Source organism: Dasania sp. GY-MA-18, from assembly GCF_024734385.1.
Taxonomy (GTDB): domain Bacteria; phylum Pseudomonadota; class Gammaproteobacteria; order Pseudomonadales; family Dasaniaceae; genus Dasania; species Dasania phycosphaerae.
Genome location: NZ_JANHAP010000005.1, coordinates 152,676 through 171,157, shown reverse-complemented (window position 1 = coordinate 171,157; position 18,482 = coordinate 152,676). Strand labels below are relative to the sequence as shown.

Here is an 18,482-nt window from a genome sequence, read left to right as displayed (position 1 = left end):
AATGAAAAGAATAAGCGGCAGCAGGCTGTGAATCAGGCGCGCAAGGGTACCGCAAAATCAGCCTGCAGACCAGAAAGCCGACCCTAACAGAGCCAGCCTATGGGAACATAGCTAAATAAACTTACTCACATACCAGCAACTACTGCTAATAGTGTAAGCCTGCTCTTTAGCCCACGCTAAACCGGCCCTGACTATAGCCTCAGCCAAACCCAGCCCGCGCAAACTCTCAGGCACAAAAGTGCGAGTAAACTCTACCTGCTCAGCGCCTAGCATACGATACTCCAGCACCGCCTCTTGGCCCTGCACAACAATGACAAAACGCTCAGCCGATGACTGATGCTCTATAGTAAACGGCTTTTCGCCTACAGCATTCTGGTTCAAAATAATTACTCCCACTCATTACAACAACTACACACTAGCTACTAAGCTGCAATATACACCAAGCACGGCAAACCCATCTATGGACCGCAGCGTAAACTAAAAAACAGCCCGCTCAAAAAACGCACACACAATAAATACTTTGACCTTTGAAAAAGCATTGTTATAATGCGCGGCTCAAAATGCAGTGCCAGTGTGATGAAATTGGTAAACATACCGCATTCAAAATGCGGCGCCTAACGGCTTGGCGGTTCGAGTCCGCCCACTGGTACCAATCTCTGTTACTATGAACCATTTTATCCCCGGATGCGGAAACCAACGCTTCGGGGTTGTAAATGATCTCTATATTATCCTCGTGCAACACCACTTCGTTTATAAAAGTTGAAAACATCCCGCGAATTTTATCGGGGGTAGTTGTGTTTTTTATAACGTCTACCAGCAAATCCCTAATAGCGTCGGCGTCATCAACTGACAACTGAACCTCGGGGGGGCGCTGTTCGTCCAACAACTGCAGTTGGCGCTCTAATTTCTTTATGCTGTCGTTGTTGGATCTAAGGCGCGGGGATATATCGCCCAGATTAAGCTCGCTATCTGGGGATTCCAATATAGCGTAGAGATTGTTGTTTTTTGCGCGGTAAGAGTTCAAGGAGTTAATTATAACTTGGCGCTTTTCGTTGCGCTCTTTGGCCCATGTGCCCGCCAATTGATTGGTGTCGTTAATTAGCTCTGTTAGATTCTCGGAACTAAAAATTCTATCCACCACAACATCGACCAGCCAGCTGTCTAAATCTGGGGCGGCGATTCTGCGATTTTCACACCCGCCTTTACGTTGAGCTGATCGGCAATTGTAATAATGATAGGTTTTGCTGCGACCTGTAGCGGTTTCAATTTGCAGGGATGAGTTACACACACCGCAGCGCAAAAGGCCTGTAAATAACCAGGTACTTTTTGGCGAGCCGTTGTTGTCTTGAGCGGGCTTTGCCTTGCTCATTAACTGCTGCACCTTCTCCCACAATTCGAGGCTGATTATGGGCTCGTGGCTATCAACTATAGTCCACTCGTCACGCGGTTTTTTAACGCCTTTATGATTTTTTCGTCCAAAAATAGTGCGGCCAATATTTTTTTCGTTACGAAGCAAGCCCAAAATGCTGGTTTTGTTCCACTCCCTGCCGCGATTTAAAAGCCCCTCGCTGTTTAAGCGCACAGCTATTGATTTACCGCCCAGCCCCTTGACGCGAAGGTCGTATATGTACTTAACAACTTTTGCTTCGTTGGGGTCGTGAACAAGTTTTTTTCGCCTAGGGTTATCGGCGGCAGGTACTGCCTTAAACCCATAGGGCATTGCCCCACCATTCCAGTAACCCTCTTGCACTATTTTTACCATTGAGCGGCGCGTATCGGCCGCTGTTTGCATGGCATAATATTCGTCTATTAGCTCTAAAAAGCCCTCTTGCAACATGCCTGCGCTGGTTTCGCTATCGATTGAGCCTGAGGCGTATTCCATGCGTGTTCCAACGTGCTCAAGACGGCGCTTATTGAGTTGTGCATCTAATCGATTGCGGGCAAAACGACTGGTTGACCAGGTAATAAAGTAATCAATAGGGAAGGTTTCGCAATAGGCAATAGCCGCTTGAAACTGGGGGCGGCTATCACTCTTGCCCGACAATCCTCGGTCTTCAAAAATTTTAACTACATCAGCGCCCAAGACTAGGGCTTTATTCTCGCACTCCGACAGCTGAGACTCCATAGGGAGCTCTTTATCTGCTTGTTTTCCGGTTGATACCCGAACATAAATAACTGCTGTTTTTCTATTCTCCACAAGCGCTTTCCTTTTCTTTTAAGCTCCTCCTTAGGCGTTGTATGTGCCTAATAGATATGCTCATTTTTAAGTTGTCGGCCACATGGGCCTGAATAAACTTGTTGCTTTTCCCTTCTAGTACCAGGGTTCTAATAACTTGGTTTCTCTGAAACCTGAGGATGAAGGAGTAGCGGGGAAAGTTAACGTGAATACGACCATTTTCCTCGTCCTCGGTGCAGTCCAGTGCCTGCCACACGGTAAGCAGCTGTTTTACCCCTACATCCTCAGCAAGCTCTATAAGCCTGCGTGATAACTGAGTGCGTTTTAACTCATCTAAAAGCTGATTTTCAGAAAGGGAGGTTTCAAATCTGGTGTAGTTATCTGGGCACACTCCCTTGGCATTTGGGGGGGGGGTGTTTCTATGCCGACCCCCCACCCCTAGTGAATTCTGCCTTATATCCCTACATCCGTTAACCGAACTGCGCTTTTGAATAGGATCAATGCTCATAAGCTCGCATTCCTGCTGGTGTCCAATGGTGTGAACTGCGCATAAAGATATTACACGCAGTTCGTTTAAAGGATGCTGCCACACCCCTTGTTTGTTTTAGGCTGCAATTAAGGCCAGTTTCGATATCACGTTGCCCCCTCCAAATACGTCCACTGTAGAGGTGTAGTAAAGTACCAGTATACTGTTTTCGTATCGCTGCGCACCTAAAGACAAAGGCCTGTGGCTGTTGTTTGTGTGTATAAAAACAGGACTAGCTTAAAAGGCCTTGGGCTTTCATCTCATCAACCAGGTGGCTAACAGGTGTTCTCATCTTGCCTAGCGGGTTAGCTTTATCTATAGCGCTGGTCAGTTTGCCCATAGCCAGGTGTGTGTATATCTCAGTAGTTTTAGGGTCGGCGTGACCAAACAGGGCCTGCATTTGCAATAAGGGTATATCATCCTCGGCAAGCTCAGTGCCGAGTAAATGGCGGGCGGCATGTGGGTGTGCTTGATCCATAGGTATGCCCACTTGGTCGGCGTATGCCTGGATTATGCGCCAACATGAGCCCCTGCGCAGGCGCCTATGTTCGCCTCGGTACTCATGTGCAGGGATAGACCTATTACGGGAGCTGATAAACAGCACTTTGTCACCATCTTCTAGTAGCCGGTCTACAGCCTGCAACTCATCATGGCCCAGATAAGCCATTAGCAAAATCGTGGCCTCATAAGGCACTGGCACTAAACGTTGGCGGCCCCCTTTTTCGGTCACTTGAATTGCGAGGCGGTCTAAGCCTTTATAAGTAAACCACTGTAGGTGCCCTTCATTTAGCGAAACCAAACCACTCACGCGAACGCCGCAGCCGACCATAATGGCAATCATAGTGGCATCACGCAGACCTATAAATGTAGAGATATCCGGCTGCATTATTAGCTTCTCGGCGCTGCCAAGAGTCATAGCTGTTGGCAGGCGGCGGCCAGCCTTTGGGTAAACAAGTTCACTTGCGGGGTTACTGTTAACTAGGCTTTTCTCTTTAGCCCAGCGGTAAAACTCCTTTACAGCCGCAACAATAGCGCGGCGGCTCCTGGGACTTATGCCTTCCTCGTGCAAGTGCAGGCCGGTAAAGGCCTCAAGCTGACTTTTACTAGCGCTTAGCAGGTCAGTCTGGTGGTTGTGAGCTAAAAACTCGCTCAAACGGGCAATATTGGCGCGGTATTTTGCCGCAGTGGATTTTGCCCGGCCTTCACTGGCGAGCTTATACGATAGCCAGTCATCAATAATGACCGGAATGTGAGAGGAAACCAATATTTCACACCTCAATAAGTACCCAGGGGAATATTTTTATGTGGAACCGTGGATAGGCCCCAATTATAACCTAACTCTTTGATTTATAAAACAATAGTTATCCACGCTTTTACTGTGGATCGCTCTAAAAAGTGTGGATACTATAACCCTTTGCAAAAAAAAGTGTGGATTTTTGGCCAAAAAGTGTGGATGCGAAAATCAATATATTTTGCCCTTTATATTTATAGTTATTCTTTTCTTTTCAATAAGTTATATATAAATATATAAAGAGAAAGGCGCGCAAAGCAAAAACGCATCCACATATTTTAAAAAAAACTGTGGATGTCAAAAACCGCCACAGGCCGCAAAAATCAAGGGCTTAGCTGACAAATCCACAAATCCACGACTTTTGGGAGTTACCCCCCCACACCTTATAAGAAAATACCCACCAAAAGATCAATAAACGTACAAGCCTAGCCAGCCACGCAACGGCAGCCGGCAGGCATAGCTAGCAGGAATAGACAGATAGAAGCCCGACCAAGCCGCGCAGGGTGAGTTAGTGAGGTGTAACGGATTTAAAGGGACGCGCTCTCAGGCTCATACTTTTGTTTTTTCGGCGCTAACCCTGCTCTTTTGCGGCGGATACCAGCGCAACTGTGTACCCTTAGCGCGGGCTCGGTAAGCACGCTGCCTGCAGGCCCCACAGCAATACACACGGCCGTTACTCACAGGCACCTTACAGCACTTATTTGCACAGATTTTTTCCATGGTTGCGCCTCCTTAGTGGTGGATGGCTATTTTGCCCCCCGCTATTTCTAGTTTCGGTTTTATCGCTTTTCGCGGATCGCGTTACTTCTCAGGGGGTGCGGGGGATTGCTAAAGCGGCAGACAAGCCTTTTTATTGCAGCAAAACAACGGTAACAGCAGCCACAGCAGGCGCTGTGGCGCTATTAATAATAAAGGCTGGTAAATGGGCGGGCAGCTCAACAACCGCCGCCCAGGGGCCAGCCAGCCCCGTTAACCTGTCGCTGCAGTGGGTGTGGTAATCATACTAACCTTGCCGCTAGAGTCAGGCATCGAAACGCTCAAACCAAACTCACGCATAACCGTTAGGCTCAGGCCCTGCATGTGCGCCACCCTGCGCTGGTGTATGGCCTTCTCAGCGTCATCAACCACCACTACGCCAGCACGGCGCAAGGCATGGCCTAAGACCTTGGATGATTTAACCGGTAGGCTATTAAACTTATCGCGCAGCGCTGGTGAGGTAGAAAAGTGGTGCATGATGTGCGTGGTGCGGATAAATATCACCTCATGAGCCTGGTCGCCATCAATAGTCACCTGCTCAAACTTATAGGGGTTGCTGTACCGGTTGGCGTCTATCTCGCCTAGTATGGTGCCCATAATCCACACCCATGGCTCGCGGTCGGCCTTGGTATCTAGCACATGGGTATTCATTTGCTTAGTTAAGTCATCCACAAAACGGCCGTGGTTGCTCTCTATACCACCAAACTCACACAGCAGGCCCCAAGCGCACATCACCGCCGCATAGTTGCGCGTCATACGCTGCGCGCCGTTATCCTCCATGTTACCGGCATTATGATTTTCACAATAAGTCAGGCATTTTTCGTACAATTCCATCACCCGCATACGGGTTAGCCCTGCCAAAAACTGCAGCCATTGCCGCACGGGGAAGCGTGGGAGCGTTTCGGGCAGCATAGGGCCTTTCTCAGCCAGCTCGGTGCGCACCACCTTGCCTAATAGCGAGTCTACCGGCACATCCTCACCCGCTAGCAGTACCGGCGCGCAAATCAAATACTCGGTCATATCTGAGCCCCGGCGGGTAACGGTGTGCTGGTAGCTCTCTTGCAGCATGGCCACCGCCTTGTCGATAACGTCCTGCTTGCGTGCTGATAGCTCTTCCCAACCTACAGGGTGGGAAGTATGGCTGACCGAGGTTAGCAACCTAAACTCGGTTTGCAGGCTCTGCCCCGACAACATAGTAAACCCTATGCTGCGCTCCAGGCGTTTAACCAATACCGACTTACCGCTGCCCTTGTCGGCCTGCAATATCATGTGCGGCCAAAACCCTAAAAAGGCCTTTAAATGCGCGCCCAGCGCCCACACCAACAGCTGTGAGGCCGCGTTGTGTTTAAAGGTCTGCTGATAGGCTGATACCAGTTTAAACGCATCAGCCGACGAGCCGCTGGGAAAAGTGAGGTTATGGTAGGGGCATTGCTTATCGGGCTCAGTAAAAAAACAATCCTTGCCTTCATTAACAATGGGCTTACAGTTTTGCCATGCCAAACCCACAAAATTTACCGCCTCACGAGCGCCTATTTCAGTAGTGCGCTCTAGTATATTGAGCATGCGTGAAAACTGCGCCGGTTTATAAATAGGGCCAAACTTTTTCCAGCGGTCGGGGTTGTGCAATTCGTCATCGTCAAACACGCGGCGCACCAGCTTAGGGCCATGCCGTGGGATCTGCACCGAAGCAGAAAAAATTGTATGTGGGCTAGTGTCTTTTTCGCCGCTCATCGTAGCCATGGCGCTGGCAATATTAATGCTAGAAAGCGCCGCCACCCTAAACCCGCACAAATCCTCGAATGACTCTTTAGTTTCGTTGGTGTCCTCGTCCCGTGTTAGCTTCACATAGGATGTAAAATCCTCCTTAACGCGGTATAGCCAATACTTACTAAAATCATGCACGGGTAAATACACGCGGCGTTTGCCACCGGGAAACTCTGGCTTATCATCGCCGCCTGGCAGCCCTGGTATTAACCAATGCTCCAACTGTTTAATAGCCCTACCCAACTCCTCGCGGCCGTGTGTCTTTAAATAATCGTTAGCGTCTTTTTGATCTATCCACTGCTCGCGCTGTATATCAACAAACAGGCAACTAATGTTTTGTGAGGTTAAGTGCTCGTGCAGCTGCCAAGCGCCGCTCATGCCGGGGCGTACGCCTTTATCGTCGGGCTGATCGTTATCAGGCAGCACAATAACCTTTTTCCCTTCCGCAAAAGACCAATCAAACAGTATATTAGTGGTTTTTCTCAGCGCGATAGCGGCATAACCTTTTAGGCCTGCAGCCTCAATACTGAGCGCATCTAGCGGCCCCTCTACAACAACAATGGTATGTGCATGTTTTAAGGCGTTATAGTTAATCGTCCAAATATGGCCGGCCTTAGGGCCTAAAGTTTTGGTTTTCATACCGCCGTTTAGGGCTTTATCTTCATAGCGGTGGTCTAGCGCTACCACCTCGCGGGTGGCAAGGTCTTTGACCACAAACACTACCGAGTCACCGCCAAAAAACTTTTCACCGGCGCTGTATTTGGGGTTGGTGTAATCACTAAAGCCCAGGGTTTTGGCTTTGATGGCAGCCATTACCACCGCCTCCGGTATCTTGCGCTCATTCATTAAATACTTTTTGGCGCGCTCGGCTTTTTCTATAGCGGCATCGGCCCAGCCCTCCAGTTGGGTGCGGGCCTTTTTTTGCTCTGGCTGCTCTACTTTATCAAACGGTATATCGAACAGTTTATGTAAACGCTGCATAGCCTCGGCTACGTCAGTAATATCTTTTTCAACGTACATTATTAGGTCTATGCACGAACCGGCTGCACCGATAGCGCCGTGGTCGACCCATTTGCGGCCGTTATCATAAACCGATAGCGAGGGTGTATTGTCATCGCGGTGCGGGCTCTTAAAATTGCCCGTGTTGCCAGGCCTCTCTAAACCCAATCGCTCGGCTAAATCCTCACAACTAATGCGCTGTTTTAACTGCTCAATGCTCGCCATCTACTTGTCCTATATCTTGTTTTAATACGCTAATCTTGCCCCCCATTGCCTTAAGCTCTGCAAAAAACGGGTCGTTTTGCAAAAGCCCGGCTAATGGGGGATTGTTTTTTTGAATCGCTGCCCAGTACGCCTGGCGCTTGTGAATGGGTAAGTCGGAAAGCACCACGCGCTCACCTTTCTGGGCCTCATGGGGGTTATAGGGTGGATGTTGTTCTAAACGGGGGAAGGGGTCTAAATCTTTTAGCCAATAGGGTCGCCTATCAGCTAGATAGTGAGAATAATTCGCCGCCCAAGCCATGGTGTTGCCTCGTTATTATGCGCTGCTGCCACAGCGTTTTTGTTTGTTGGTGGTAAACCACTTATTTACGGGTTTTGTTTATTATCAATGAGTTAGCTTGTAAATAAGTGGATCTAATCCGCTTAATAAAGTGTTATGTGCCTAACTCATCTAACCGTTTAGCTTCACTTTTTGCGTGTTCTTTTGTCTCAAACGGGCCTGCGTAGTATTCCATTGTTAGCCCACTAGAGTTGCGCTTGTAAACACACCAGCCCATTCTATCTATTGAATATTCGTATGAGTATTTCATAAATCACCTAACTATCAATTACTTAAACTATGGTGCCGTAATCAGTTACGGCACCAAAAGCACATAACAAAAACGGCCATTGGACAAAACATAAGGCGTTTTGCCTATGCAATCATGGTTATGTGCCCCGATTGTGGCAGGGCAATTTGCTGCATTCTTCACACAACTGAACAGCGCTAGAGAAAATGCTTTCAAATCTGCATCCGCAACTTGGCCTCCAATCGTTCTGTATTCTGTCTTTCGCCCATGCAATAAGATCACCAGAGTCTACTGGCGTATCGTTACACAGCCTTGCAATTTTCTGCGCATCGGCTTTTGTAATTCCTTTCAGGCTAATGTCGTGGCCAACAAACAAATGCAGGCCGCCAACACCGTAAAATTTACCATCGCTTTGTGGTGGTAGCGGCTGGTACACATACGCTTTTTGTGCTTCTGTTTCCACCTTAATCACTCCTATCGGCGCATAACAACGCCATTAAAAATCGCCCTGTGGGCTGGACTCGCTGCGCTCGCCTTTTATGGCAACGTTATGTGTCACTGGGCGGGTTAGGCAAGCACCACCAGATATTGCCCTTGCCTATAGCCACCTCAACTTTCCAGCCATTTACCAGCCCGTATGCGCTGAAATAGTATTTATCGAAAACAAAATCACCGTTGCTGTCATAGCCCCCAAACAAATACCACTTGTCAGGCTCGGGCGGTAATTCGTCTGCCAATCGTTTCCATTCACACATAACAACACGCTGTTGTTCGCCCTTCGGACCGGACTGGCCGTGTGTTTGTTCATTTGTGTCGGTCACTTTAAAATCTCCCACTTGGTTATTCCGTCATTTGCCAGCCGCAAAGCTCAGGGTTATGCCTCTAATATCGTGAATACATCGCCGCACACAGCTACGCGAGGTATGTGACCGCCAAGCGCTTCGGCATCAAACTTGGAATGCGCCCCATCTCTAAACGGCGTTTCAACTTTTCCATCCTCCCAAATTGGAGGCTGACCATTGCCGCCCGTTACAGCTGTTCTTCCAAGCTCGGCCTTGGTTTCATTTCTAGCTTTCTCGCCGTCTTTGCTTTCTCTGCGAATATCATATTCACCAAGAGGCAAAACAAGCGAGTAAACACATTCTCTTTTTCGCCAGTCTGCGCCAGTTTTAATCCATTCAAGCTCAAGCCGAGGGCAAGGCATAACAACGGCATCAAAACCGCTCCTGTCGTCGCTCGGACTCACTACATTCGCTTTGCTCATTTCGTTCTCCGTTTATGCCAAGGTTATGCGCCCAAAGGTGCCAGCGCGGGATAAATGTTGTACGCACCTTTATCGCTCGCCTTTGGTGTGCCAAACTCTTTGAACTCGTACCATCTTGCGCCATCGTCATAGCTAACTTTGTATTTGTTGCCATCAACATCAATTACCTGCGAGCAATACCAGCTAATGCCTTGCTTAAAATCAGTTGGGTTTTGACCATCCCAATCCAATGCAATAAAGTCACCTTCAAGCGGGTCATCCGGCAGAAGTATCATCGCGTTCACTTCGTTTAGTAAGTTTTTGGCTGCATTAATATTCATAGTCTTTCCTGTTCGTTCGGCGCATAACAACACACGCCATGATCACTCGTTTCACTCGCTGGACTTCGCAGCTAAAGCTGCTCGCCCATGCGTTCTCGGTTAGTGTGCTGGGTCTTGAGGCAAATCCATCCAGTGCGTAACCGTTACAACTTCATCACCGGCATCGCCGATATTTTGCAGCCACTCGCAGGTGTTGGGGTTGTAAACAACAATGTCTTTCATAGGTTCGCCGTATTTTGCAAATCCCCCATCAACTACATACGCCAGTACTGAGTAAATATGTGTTGGCAACCGGTCGTTAACGCTAACCCAGGCGGGAGTAATTACCGATTTCACCACATCAACAATATCTGTCATTTCACTTTCGAGCAGTGAGAGTTCGTGATTATCAGCAAAAAAATCAAATAGCTTCTGGTTTTTCAAATTCATTAATATCTCCAAATCGCACACTAACAATGGCCAGCAATATGACCTCGGTTCCCTCGGCATTTGTGGCCAAGGGTTATGTTTTACATCGCCACACGCTGCGCTTATAATTGCTGGCATAGAACGTGCGCGTTGCGCCAAAAGGGCGAGCGTTTCGGGTTGGGTGCGCCAAAGGAGCCATCGTAGGCCAGACCTCTCTGAGGGCGGGTTGTCCGCAAGGCAATCAAACCGATGACAGCCGGGAAAGACCGGCACCACTCAATAACAATAAAACCCTTTTTCCCTTTCATGTTCACCTCTTCTTGATTAAATGCCCTGAGCGTTATTTGACGCGGGCCACGCCCAGCAGTTTCGATACGCTCTGACCGTACAAAAAAACTAGGTATCTGCTAAACCTAGCGGGGCCTATATGTGTTCGGGGCAACTCAAGTATTGCTGTGATAGTGTTCTTAGCACTCAGTCATCCACCAAACACACAGTATCCTCATCACTGGGCGCGGTGACTTCAACGCCACCAAACATATCCATTTGCTCCTCGGTTATTTCTAAAAAGCATTCCGCGCCTGAGTCGTAATCGTGCCAAACCTGCATAGTTACAGAGTCGCCAAAGCCTGTTTTTAGCGGGGTGTCGGGGTTAAGGCCTTCTAAAACCTCAATCATTTCACCTACGGTACGCACGCCTGCGGTAGCGTCGGTATTTTTATAAATGGTCATGGTATTACCCTCGTGGTTACGCTGTGTTAGTTGTGCTAACAACATTAAAAAACCGGCTAATAACAACAGGGCTATTATTGTGCCGGGGTTAATCATTAGTGCCGCCGCTCGCTGCCTGGGTAAGGCTCGGTTTCACACCTGTCTAGCAACAGTTGCAGCCTATCGGCTAGCGCCTGTAAGTCCTCATTAGGCTGGCGCCGGTTGGCACTGCTCACCCAGCCTTTTAAAAAGGCCAGGCTGTTACGGCAGCTAACACAACCAGGTGTGGCAATAGCGGCGTCTAGCCCGCTTAGTACCTCGGCAATGGCGGCATTGTTAGCCATTAGGGGGTTGCCTCTGGCTGGCGCTCATCTTGTATGCGCTGGTAAATTTCCTCCCTATGTACTTGCACATCTTTGGGTGCATCAATACCAATTCTAATTTGGTTACCTTTGCTGGCCAGCACAGTAACGGTTACATCGTCGCCAATTTTTAATGATTCGTTTATGCGTCGGGTTAATATCAACATGCTCACTATCCTTTTTGTTTAATCGTTAGGGTTAAAATCCACACAAGCCGCCTCGCGGCTTGTGCTCGGGTCACCTCGCTATTTTCAGGCATCCCACCCGAGGAGTAGCTTGGCCCCTGTGCCGGTGTTATATCCCCACCGCCGGCTGGGGTAATGAGTTAATGCTCTAATGGGTAGGTTTCTACTTCGCTAGTATGCAGCTCTGGCGGCTGCTGTAACTGCTGTTGTGCTTGTTGTAACTCTTGGTAAGTGGGTGCTGTTAGCCACCAAGGGGTCTGGCCCATGTTGCCAAAGCGGTTGGTATAGGTAACGCCATCGCTGCGCTCTTCAAAAAAACCCCAGCCTTTAAAATGCTTGCCGGTAATAAACAGCGTCCAGGTATTGGGCTCAGGCTCTATTATTTGGTGGGCCTTGTCGGCGGGTATCCAGTTAAAAAACTGCACAAATCGTGTTGTGGTGTGCATACAGGGCCAATCCATACGCACCAGCACCCGCTCAAAATAACTGCCCGCTAGCACTAGCGATAGGCCGTGAAAGGGGTGATCATGCACCGCCCTATCGCCATCGCCACTAACAAAATGGTGCAGGTATATTGGGCACGACAACACACTGCCCAAATAAATACGGTACAAGTAGGGGCGGTCGTTAATCTCAATTAAACGCGCTGGTTTGTTAGCACAAAAACGCTGTAAAAAATTTCGCATAATATTGGCCTTAGTGGATAAGTTCGGCGCGCATAACCACATGTAATTGTGGCCAGCGGTCGCGTATGGTTTTAAAAATTTCTTTGCCGTTTCGTAACAGCTTGTACGGCTCACTCAAAAACTGCACACGGCCACTAATCACTTGCAGGGCCGCCAGATAGTTAAACTCGTCTAACAGGCAAAGGTCAGTCACCGCCAGTGGGTACTGCTCGCCCTCACAGGCGCTTAGTAGCACTTGCGCCGCAGCGCGCGAGCCCTGGGTGTTTTTTTGTTCCAAGGCAACTAAGGTGCTAACTGCATTGAGGTATTGTTCTGCTGTTACTAATTTCATTGTGCTAGCCTCGCTGTATTAAGCCATGTGCAACCAAAAATTTTCCATTTCTTCACGGTCGGGTTTTACATAAACCTCAGTCGTGGCAATACTTTTGTGTTGTAAATGCGCCTTTATGCGGCGCAGGGTTACCAATTGGTCGCCCTCACAATTGGCCAGCTGGCGCTTAGCCCAGGTGTGGCGCCACCAGTGCGGGCTACCGGTAAAATTAAACCCCGCTACCCTGCACCAATAAGCCATGCGGTCTTGCAAGTTGCGCACACTAATACCTTGGTGTTTGCGGCTTAAAATTAATGGCCTATCAGCCAGCGGGGTATCGCTCCAATCAACCCACTGGCTCATCGCTTTGTTGACTCGTAATAACTCACGCAAAGCCTTTGCCACTTTTTTAGTGACTAAAATTGGCTGTGTTTTTTTGCGTTTGTTGTGCTCGGGGTCTAGCGAGTAATAACCTACTCGCAACGACTCCTTAGCCCAGCCCACAGTTAAATTGGCCAGCACACTTACTCGCATCCCTGTGTGCCTGAGTAGCAACATCCACCAATGATCACGGTCGGCAAATATATCGGCGCTAAGCGCCTTGCTTACCCTTAGCAGGGTTTTTTCCTCTTCTACCGTAAAATAGGTACAGAAATAGTCTTTGCTTAATTGATCATTCATGGCATACCTCTCGCGGCTTGGCCTGTAACTGAATTACTCGTTAAAAATGCCTAATACTGCATCTATATCAACAATGCGTACTGTTTCATCATCTACGGTGAGCTCGTCACCGGCATAGCTGTTGACTAGCACAACATCACCTACCTTAATGGCAGGCTCTATTAGCAAGCCTGCATCGCTTAGGCGACCAGGGCCAACAGCTAGCACCTGCATCTGATTAGCTTGCTGCTTAACGCCTGGCGATAAAATAATGCCGCCTGGTGATGTTTCTGGCTCAGGTAAGGCTTTAACAACGGCTAAGTTGCCTAGGGGTTTAAAACGCATTGTCGGTTCCTTTTTTGGGGTAATGGTTGAGTTTGATGTTTTGCAGCGCTCGTAGTTGGTCGCGGCTGGCAAGTGCTAACGTGGGTATAAACGCCACCTGATAACTAACCACCCGGCCATTTTTTATAATGCGGGTCTGTGGCTCTATGCGCAGCGGCAGCCATTGCTTTAAATCAACGGCGTGGCGTGGTGGCAGGCTGGCCTCTACAATATTGTTGCCTGCTCTTATGGTCATTAGCGGGGGTTGAGGGTCGCCAGTAAATGACAACGTAAACTCTAAATCGTGGCTAAGACTAACCACCTCGTTGCTACGCAAGCTCATAGCCTTAATAGGTAGCTGGGCTTTTTGATACTGCCGCGCAATACCGTTAAACGATAAAATCTCTGTGTGTTGCATGCTTCATTCCTTGTCTATTATTTTCAATCAATCCACTAGTTTTGTGGCGCATGAATTAACAACCTTTATGACCACCAACTACAAAGGCGTAATTACCGGCGGCAGTTTCGCCAGTTACCTAACCTTTTGCAACATAGCTGTTGTGTTAGATCCGTTTTTAACACTGGTTTTATCATTTATTTCTAGCGCGCGGTCGTAAAGTTCTTGTGCTAAAAACTCAGCTAACAAACCTGGCCGCAACTGCACTGGCTTGCCCTGCAGGTTGTCGGTAACCGCTGTAATACCGTGCTTAGTCAGGCAGGCAGGTAGTGGCTTACTCATCTTCAACCACCGAAGCTAAGCGGTTTAAAAACTCAAGGCCGGTGCGCAGTGATTGGTGCAAGCGCTGCTTAATGGCTAGAAATTCGGTGGGTTCTATACGCCTATCGGCTAATGCACGGCTCACCTCGGCGGCAGTTAGACCTATATCGGCATGCCAGTCGGCGTAGGCTTCTAATAGTTCGGTGTCGCTAATGCCGCTAAAGTCGCCCAGGTACACCACGCTGTGGTTTAGCGCGGCGGCATACTGTTGCAGGGTGCGGTAATCCTGGGTAATGGTTTGCACATAAACAGAGTCTACCAAGCCATATTTATGGTTAGTGCAAAGCGGGTTAACTTCGTTTAATAAGGTGTGCGCAGCTTTGCTTATATGATTGGTTTGCAGTTGCTGCGCGATAGCGTCGGCTTTGCCGGGGTATTCATGCACGGTAGCCTGGGCGGCGCTCATTAAGCCAAAAACCTCGGGCATAAATAAATTAAGGCTATAAGTTGCTGCGGTTTCGCTAACAACGGTGGGGTGTAATGTGCCCATGTGATGCTCTCCTTTTACGTCACGTTGTAACTAGGAGGCGGTGCGGTAGGCTTAACTCGCGGCTAGGGGTTGTGTTACCCTTCGCCGCGAGGTGTTGGTGTCCAAGCCTGTTGTATGCGCCTGCCAGCGCGTGCATCGCCTCAGGTTGGTGGCCCCTTGCTGGGGGCTGCCAACCACCTATCTATTTAACGGGCTGCTACCTGCAGCTCATCACCAATGGGCGGTAAGCCCAGTTCCTTTTCTTTTCTCGCCAAACCATCCTCTACCAAAACACGGGCCATTTGTGAGGGCTTGCGCCGCTCTCGCGTGGCAATGCGTGCTAGGCGCTGGTTTAATTCAGCACTAGCCGGGCGAAAAGACACGACATTGGGCTGTTGCTTAGTTTCATTTTTCACGGTTTAATCTCCCAAGAATGTAAACATTACATTCAAAAGTTTATATTTGTAAACTTTGTTTATTAATATAAACATAAATACAAGGATGTCAAACAAAAAGTTCAAAAAAATGAATATTTATTCTCGCATAGAACATATCCTAGGGCCTAGAAAAATTACCCCTTGGGCTAAATCGCTAGGCCTGTCATCTGGCATGGCCACAAAAATTCAAAATAACGAGCTGCCCGGCACCGATATACTCACCCTAATCTCACGGGCCGAAAACGCCTCTATAACCTGGTTAACCACCGGCCGTGGAGCCCCTTTTATTGTGAGTAACAACGACACTCCACCCGAGCTGATAGACAGCCTGAATGCACACCTAGCTGATAGCGACAACTGGCAATTAACCCTGCTTTACAGTAACAACCTCGACCAGGGCGCGGCCATACTGCTAACACAACCCATGCAGTACCTTTACAAAAAAAAGACCTTACAACTGCAACAGCTAGAAATACTGCACGGCCCCTGGTGTGCTGAGCTGATCAATTGGTTAGAAAAATACCCTAACCAGGTTTGCGGGCTTAATGTGCCCGCCGAGGTTCTGCAGGCCATAAAGGCTGGGCGTATGGGTAGCTACGCGCTGCTAGGTGGCAGCAAAAGCGAGGGCCTTATTACCCGCTATAAGCCCGACCAAGGGGCATGGCGAACGCGACCATTAGTTGTAAGCGTGAGCGGCGATAATGCTATTTGTGATAGCCCCAACGAGGTGCAGCTAATGCGCCAAATTATTGAGGGAGTAGAGATTGCCAGCGAAAAAGAAGGGAAAAAACTAAGCGCCGAACAACGGGCCAGGGTTATTACCAGCGCCTGGCGTAACGCTATTAAAAAACAACAGGGCGGCCAGCCCTTTGATGTGCAGCTAATTGATAGTTTAATAGAGGTTTTATAATTACCGAGGGTTAATAGATGGAGTTAATTAATTCCAGTTGCGGCGCCAAGCGCGCCTCGCTAAGCAAAACACTGTTAGGCAAGGATGTTATCAAGGTGGGTAAACAAAAGTATGTGTTGGCCGAGGATATAATAAAATCAAAAATAACCCACAGCCAAAACGAAATATCAGCCCTAAGAATGCTGGTAATTATTCTACTAAGTATTACTGTGGTGGGCCTATTGCTAGCCATACCCCTGTATTTTATGGGCAAAAAAAAGCGCGCCACCGCTGCTTTTAAAGCAAAAGATGGCACCAGCTTTTCGGTGATGTCGAATAGTAGTAAGGAAACCGCCGTGTTGAATAAATACTCTGCCCTAGGGGTATTTGATTAATCCCCTAGCGCGGTTATCTCGGCCTCGGTAACCACTGCAAACTCCTGCCCTACCCCGGCCATTAATTCGGCAGGTATAGGGGTGCTTTTGGTGGCTATTTCCGTTTCCCAGTCGGCCTGGTAGCCATCGTTACCCTTAATAATCTCCTTGCGCACCTCGGCAAACATTAATGCCTGGGTTGGCTGGGTGATAATTTCTTGCAGCCGGGTGGGGCCAATAAAAACGCTCACAAACAGCGAGGTGGCATGCGCTTGGTTTTGCGGCATCAATTCAACTTGTATGGTGCTGCGCTTTAAATCTATTGCTAAAACTTTGTGTGTATATTCAATCATTGTTAAACCTCTTTTAGCCCTCGGCACGCAAACCATGCGCTGGGCTTGCTGCTATGGCCTTGGTTGTTATCGTAGTTAATAGTTAGCTCTTCGCCTGCGGCTATAGGGCACAGTGCGTAAAAACGAATGACCCCGGCGGCTATGTCGTTGCTGTAGCGCATATTGGCTTGCTGGCTGTGGTTGTAAAAGGCGCCGTGGCCACTGGGTAGCGCATAATTATCATCCCAGCCAAAAACTTTATTGGCGTAATCAGGGTTGGCCATCAGCTGCCGCATGGTAAGCAGCTTAACGCTGCAGGCCTCAACACAATCGCCCGCTGAGTACGTTTGCCTGGCCATAACCCCTAAACCTTTGTCTGGCAGGGGGATTAGTTGGTTAACCTTCATATTCTAGCGTCATGGTGCGGGTGCCTGAGGCATCCCAGCTAGATGGTGTAACGCCAGCAAACCAAAAGTCAGTTACCGAGGAGCTATACGTACCTGCAGGGGCAGTAACCCAACCCCAGCCTTGAAAGTAAGCGCGTTTAATCCAACCAACTCTATTTCCTGAAAGCGATATATTCATGCCACCCCCGGTTCCATAACGGCGCCACACCGCTTTTATGGTCACTCCTCTATAAGTTGTATCGTTAATGCCGCCAAAGCCATTTGATGAGTCGGTGCTGCCATCAGAGTAGCCGTAAAGCGTGGCGTTTTTGGCAACGGCATACTGTCCCAAGGTAACGGTGAAATTCTCTTGAATAATATTAGGGGCCACCACTAGGCCACCACCGGTTTTATAACTACTGCTGCCACCACTATTGTTAGCTTTAACTCTAAAGGTATACGTAGCAACCGTGTTAACGGTAACGCTGGTGCTTGTGCCCGCAAACGTGCCAACTGTTGTCCAGCTGCCGCTATTAATTTTTTGCTCTAAGGTGTAGTTTGCTGCCCGCAACGCTGCCGCCCAACTAACCGTCACATTATTGCCTACGGTTGTTGCGCTAGGGTAGCTAATAGTAGCTGGCGTGTCGGGCGTGCGCAGCCACACCTCCACCCCATTAGCGGTAACCTTTGAAAATTGCTGGGCTGCGTCGGTAACATTCCAGGCGCTGGTCGCTATGGCTACGCCGTCGGCTTTTAGTGTCATACGCTGGTATCTATATCCAATTCGCTGCCGTTAACGGTAAAGCGGTTGTTTATTAGCTCGTTAATTTTGGCAATAATGGCGGCATGGCCCGCTATGCCATTCATGTCTAGGCGGCTGGTACCAAAAGTGCCGCTGGTTATTTTGCCTGCATCTAAATTGGGTATGCGCCCGGTGCTAAACGAACCAGTGGTTACTTTGCCAGCATCTAAATTAGGTATGCGGCCAGTGGCCAACGTGCCGGTAAAATTAGCGCAATCTAGGTAGTAGCTAGGCAGCTGATTGTTAAGTTTGTCAGCGGTAACGGCGTTGGCAACCTTAATAGCAAACTCGGCTTCAAGCTCGGCCCACGCAGTGCCGTTCCACTCCTCCCAGCGTTTATTAGTGCGGTTATACTGAATAAAACCGGCGGGTAAGTTGGTGGCGCCGGTAAAGTCCATTTTGCCCAGTTCTTCATCCCGTGATTTAAATAAGTCTTTAAAGTTGGCGTATGCGCTGCTGAGTGATGGTAATGACCAATCCAT

At 48.8% G+C, this 18,482-nt stretch carries 27 protein-coding genes, 1 tRNA gene and 1 pseudogene; 3 read left to right on the top strand and 26 right to left on the bottom strand.

The genetic code is table 11. The features are described 5' to 3' along the window. Positions 1-111: 111 nt before the first annotated feature. Positions 112-381: a GNAT family N-acetyltransferase gene (locus NO559_RS07950; protein WP_258331279.1), complete on the bottom strand. Its 270-nt coding sequence runs from the start codon at positions 379-381 to the stop codon at positions 112-114. A 186-nt stretch (positions 382-567) separates the two neighbouring features. Between NO559_RS07950 and NO559_RS07945 the strand changes: the two genes are divergently transcribed. After that, positions 568-652, top strand: a tRNA-Leu gene (locus NO559_RS07945). A gap of 498 nt (positions 653-1,150) precedes the next feature. On the opposite strand, the pseudogene NO559_RS17025 reads toward NO559_RS07945, so the two are convergent. The 21 genes and pseudogenes from NO559_RS17025 to NO559_RS07845 form a co-directional block, all read right to left on the bottom strand. Continuing rightward, positions 1,151-2,197 (bottom strand): annotated as a pseudogene (locus NO559_RS17025) (recombinase family protein); the annotation flags it as partial. After that, entirely contained in the window at positions 2,187-2,684 is a 498-nt protein-coding gene (locus NO559_RS07940) for a hypothetical protein (protein ID WP_258331278.1), read from the bottom strand. The pseudogene NO559_RS17025 and the gene NO559_RS07940, both read right to left, overlap by 11 nt. 250 nt (positions 2,685-2,934) lie before the next feature. Beyond that, positions 2,935-3,966 carry a tyrosine-type recombinase/integrase gene (locus tag NO559_RS07935; RefSeq protein WP_258331277.1) on the bottom strand — a complete coding sequence of 344 codons (1,032 nt, stop codon included), beginning with the start codon at positions 3,964-3,966 and terminating at the stop codon, positions 2,935-2,937. 996 nt (positions 3,967-4,962) lie between these two features. Then, positions 4,963-7,737 carry a toprim domain-containing protein gene (locus NO559_RS07930; RefSeq protein ID WP_258331276.1) on the bottom strand — a complete coding sequence of 925 codons (2,775 nt, stop codon included), beginning with the start codon at positions 7,735-7,737 and terminating at the stop codon, positions 4,963-4,965. Next, positions 7,724-8,035, bottom strand: a complete 312-nt coding sequence (locus tag NO559_RS07925) for a hypothetical protein (protein ID WP_258331275.1) — start codon at positions 8,033-8,035, stop codon at positions 7,724-7,726. The genes NO559_RS07930 and NO559_RS07925 overlap by 14 nt, the downstream gene beginning before the upstream one ends. 407 nt (positions 8,036-8,442) lie before the next feature. Further along, entirely contained in the window at positions 8,443-8,766 is a 324-nt protein-coding gene (locus NO559_RS07920) for a hypothetical protein (RefSeq protein ID WP_258331274.1), read from the bottom strand. An 85-nt stretch (positions 8,767-8,851) separates the two neighbouring features. Next, positions 8,852-9,124 carry a hypothetical protein gene (locus NO559_RS07915; RefSeq protein ID WP_258331273.1) on the bottom strand — a complete coding sequence of 91 codons (273 nt, stop codon included), beginning with the start codon at positions 9,122-9,124 and terminating at the stop codon, positions 8,852-8,854. A gap of 53 nt (positions 9,125-9,177) precedes the next feature. Next, positions 9,178-9,567, bottom strand: a complete 390-nt coding sequence (locus tag NO559_RS07910) for a hypothetical protein (RefSeq protein WP_258331272.1) — start codon at positions 9,565-9,567, stop codon at positions 9,178-9,180. A gap of 23 nt (positions 9,568-9,590) precedes the next feature. Beyond that, positions 9,591-9,887 carry a hypothetical protein gene (locus NO559_RS07905; protein WP_258331271.1) on the bottom strand — a complete coding sequence of 99 codons (297 nt, stop codon included), beginning with the start codon at positions 9,885-9,887 and terminating at the stop codon, positions 9,591-9,593. A gap of 99 nt (positions 9,888-9,986) precedes the next feature. After that, on the bottom strand, positions 9,987-10,316 hold the full coding sequence (locus NO559_RS07900) for a DUF551 domain-containing protein (protein ID WP_258331270.1): 330 nt from the start codon (positions 10,314-10,316) through the stop codon (positions 9,987-9,989). A gap of 453 nt (positions 10,317-10,769) precedes the next feature. Beyond that, positions 10,770-11,123 carry a hypothetical protein gene (locus NO559_RS07895; protein WP_258331269.1) on the bottom strand — a complete coding sequence of 118 codons (354 nt, stop codon included), beginning with the start codon at positions 11,121-11,123 and terminating at the stop codon, positions 10,770-10,772. Continuing rightward, positions 11,123-11,350: a hypothetical protein gene (locus NO559_RS07890; RefSeq protein WP_258331268.1), complete on the bottom strand. Its 228-nt coding sequence runs from the start codon at positions 11,348-11,350 to the stop codon at positions 11,123-11,125. The genes NO559_RS07895 and NO559_RS07890 overlap by 1 nt, the downstream gene beginning before the upstream one ends. Further along, on the bottom strand, positions 11,350-11,535 hold the full coding sequence (csrA, locus tag NO559_RS07885) for a carbon storage regulator CsrA (RefSeq protein WP_258331267.1): 186 nt from the start codon (positions 11,533-11,535) through the stop codon (positions 11,350-11,352). Before csrA ends, NO559_RS07890 begins: the two co-directional genes overlap by 1 nt. Positions 11,536-11,693: 158 nt before the next feature. Next, positions 11,694-12,239, bottom strand: coding sequence for a hypothetical protein (locus tag NO559_RS07880; RefSeq protein WP_258331266.1), 546 nt, complete (start codon positions 12,237-12,239; stop codon positions 11,694-11,696). A 10-nt stretch (positions 12,240-12,249) separates the two neighbouring features. After that, the gene (locus tag NO559_RS07875; RefSeq protein ID WP_258331265.1) at positions 12,250-12,570 is read right to left on the bottom strand and encodes a hypothetical protein; all 321 of its coding nucleotides are present in this window, start codon (positions 12,568-12,570) and stop codon (positions 12,250-12,252) included. An 18-nt stretch (positions 12,571-12,588) separates the two neighbouring features. Then, complete coding sequence (locus NO559_RS07870; RefSeq protein ID WP_258331264.1) at positions 12,589-13,230, bottom strand: site-specific integrase; 642 nt, start codon at positions 13,228-13,230, stop codon at positions 12,589-12,591. 33 nt (positions 13,231-13,263) lie between these two features. Next, on the bottom strand, positions 13,264-13,554 hold the full coding sequence (locus NO559_RS07865) for a co-chaperone GroES (RefSeq protein ID WP_258331263.1): 291 nt from the start codon (positions 13,552-13,554) through the stop codon (positions 13,264-13,266). Further along, complete coding sequence (locus NO559_RS07860; RefSeq protein WP_258331262.1) at positions 13,544-13,951, bottom strand: hypothetical protein; 408 nt, start codon at positions 13,949-13,951, stop codon at positions 13,544-13,546. The genes NO559_RS07865 and NO559_RS07860 overlap by 11 nt, the downstream gene beginning before the upstream one ends. 114 nt (positions 13,952-14,065) lie before the next feature. After that, positions 14,066-14,272 carry a hypothetical protein gene (locus NO559_RS07855; protein ID WP_258331261.1) on the bottom strand — a complete coding sequence of 69 codons (207 nt, stop codon included), beginning with the start codon at positions 14,270-14,272 and terminating at the stop codon, positions 14,066-14,068. Further along, positions 14,265-14,801 carry a phage regulatory CII family protein gene (locus tag NO559_RS07850; RefSeq protein WP_258331260.1) on the bottom strand — a complete coding sequence of 179 codons (537 nt, stop codon included), beginning with the start codon at positions 14,799-14,801 and terminating at the stop codon, positions 14,265-14,267. The genes NO559_RS07855 and NO559_RS07850 overlap by 8 nt, the downstream gene beginning before the upstream one ends. A 185-nt stretch (positions 14,802-14,986) precedes the next feature. Next, positions 14,987-15,196, bottom strand: coding sequence for a hypothetical protein (locus NO559_RS07845; RefSeq protein WP_258331259.1), 210 nt, complete (start codon positions 15,194-15,196; stop codon positions 14,987-14,989). Positions 15,197-15,305: 109 nt separating this feature from the next. Here NO559_RS07845 and NO559_RS07840 point away from each other — a divergent pair, with 109 nt between their 5' ends. Together NO559_RS07840 and NO559_RS07835 are read left to right on the top strand one after the other, a co-directional pair. Continuing rightward, positions 15,306-16,127 (top strand): hypothetical protein, encoded by an 822-nt coding sequence (locus NO559_RS07840; protein WP_258331258.1) that lies wholly within the window; start codon positions 15,306-15,308, stop codon positions 16,125-16,127. Between the two features lie 17 nt (positions 16,128-16,144). Continuing rightward, the gene (locus NO559_RS07835; protein ID WP_258331257.1) at positions 16,145-16,501 is read left to right on the top strand and encodes a hypothetical protein; all 357 of its coding nucleotides are present in this window, start codon (positions 16,145-16,147) and stop codon (positions 16,499-16,501) included. Here the strand turns inward: NO559_RS07835 and NO559_RS07830 are convergent. The 4 genes from NO559_RS07830 to NO559_RS07815 are packed head-to-tail and all read right to left on the bottom strand — an operon-like array spanning position 16,498 to position 18,482. Further along, a complete protein-coding gene (locus tag NO559_RS07830; RefSeq protein ID WP_258331256.1) occupies positions 16,498-16,833 on the bottom strand; it encodes a hypothetical protein in 336 nt (111 codons plus the stop codon). The genes NO559_RS07835 and NO559_RS07830 overlap by 4 nt on opposite strands. Positions 16,834-16,835: 2 nt before the next feature. Further along, positions 16,836-17,219, bottom strand: a complete 384-nt coding sequence (locus NO559_RS07825; protein ID WP_258331255.1) for an SET domain-containing protein-lysine N-methyltransferase — start codon at positions 17,217-17,219, stop codon at positions 16,836-16,838. Then, positions 17,209-17,961: a fibronectin type III domain-containing protein gene (locus NO559_RS07820; RefSeq protein ID WP_258331254.1), complete on the bottom strand. Its 753-nt coding sequence runs from the start codon at positions 17,959-17,961 to the stop codon at positions 17,209-17,211. The genes NO559_RS07825 and NO559_RS07820 overlap by 11 nt, the downstream gene beginning before the upstream one ends. Next, a complete protein-coding gene (locus NO559_RS07815; RefSeq protein ID WP_258331253.1) occupies positions 17,958-18,482 on the bottom strand; it encodes a hypothetical protein in 525 nt (174 codons plus the stop codon). The genes NO559_RS07820 and NO559_RS07815 overlap by 4 nt, the downstream gene beginning before the upstream one ends.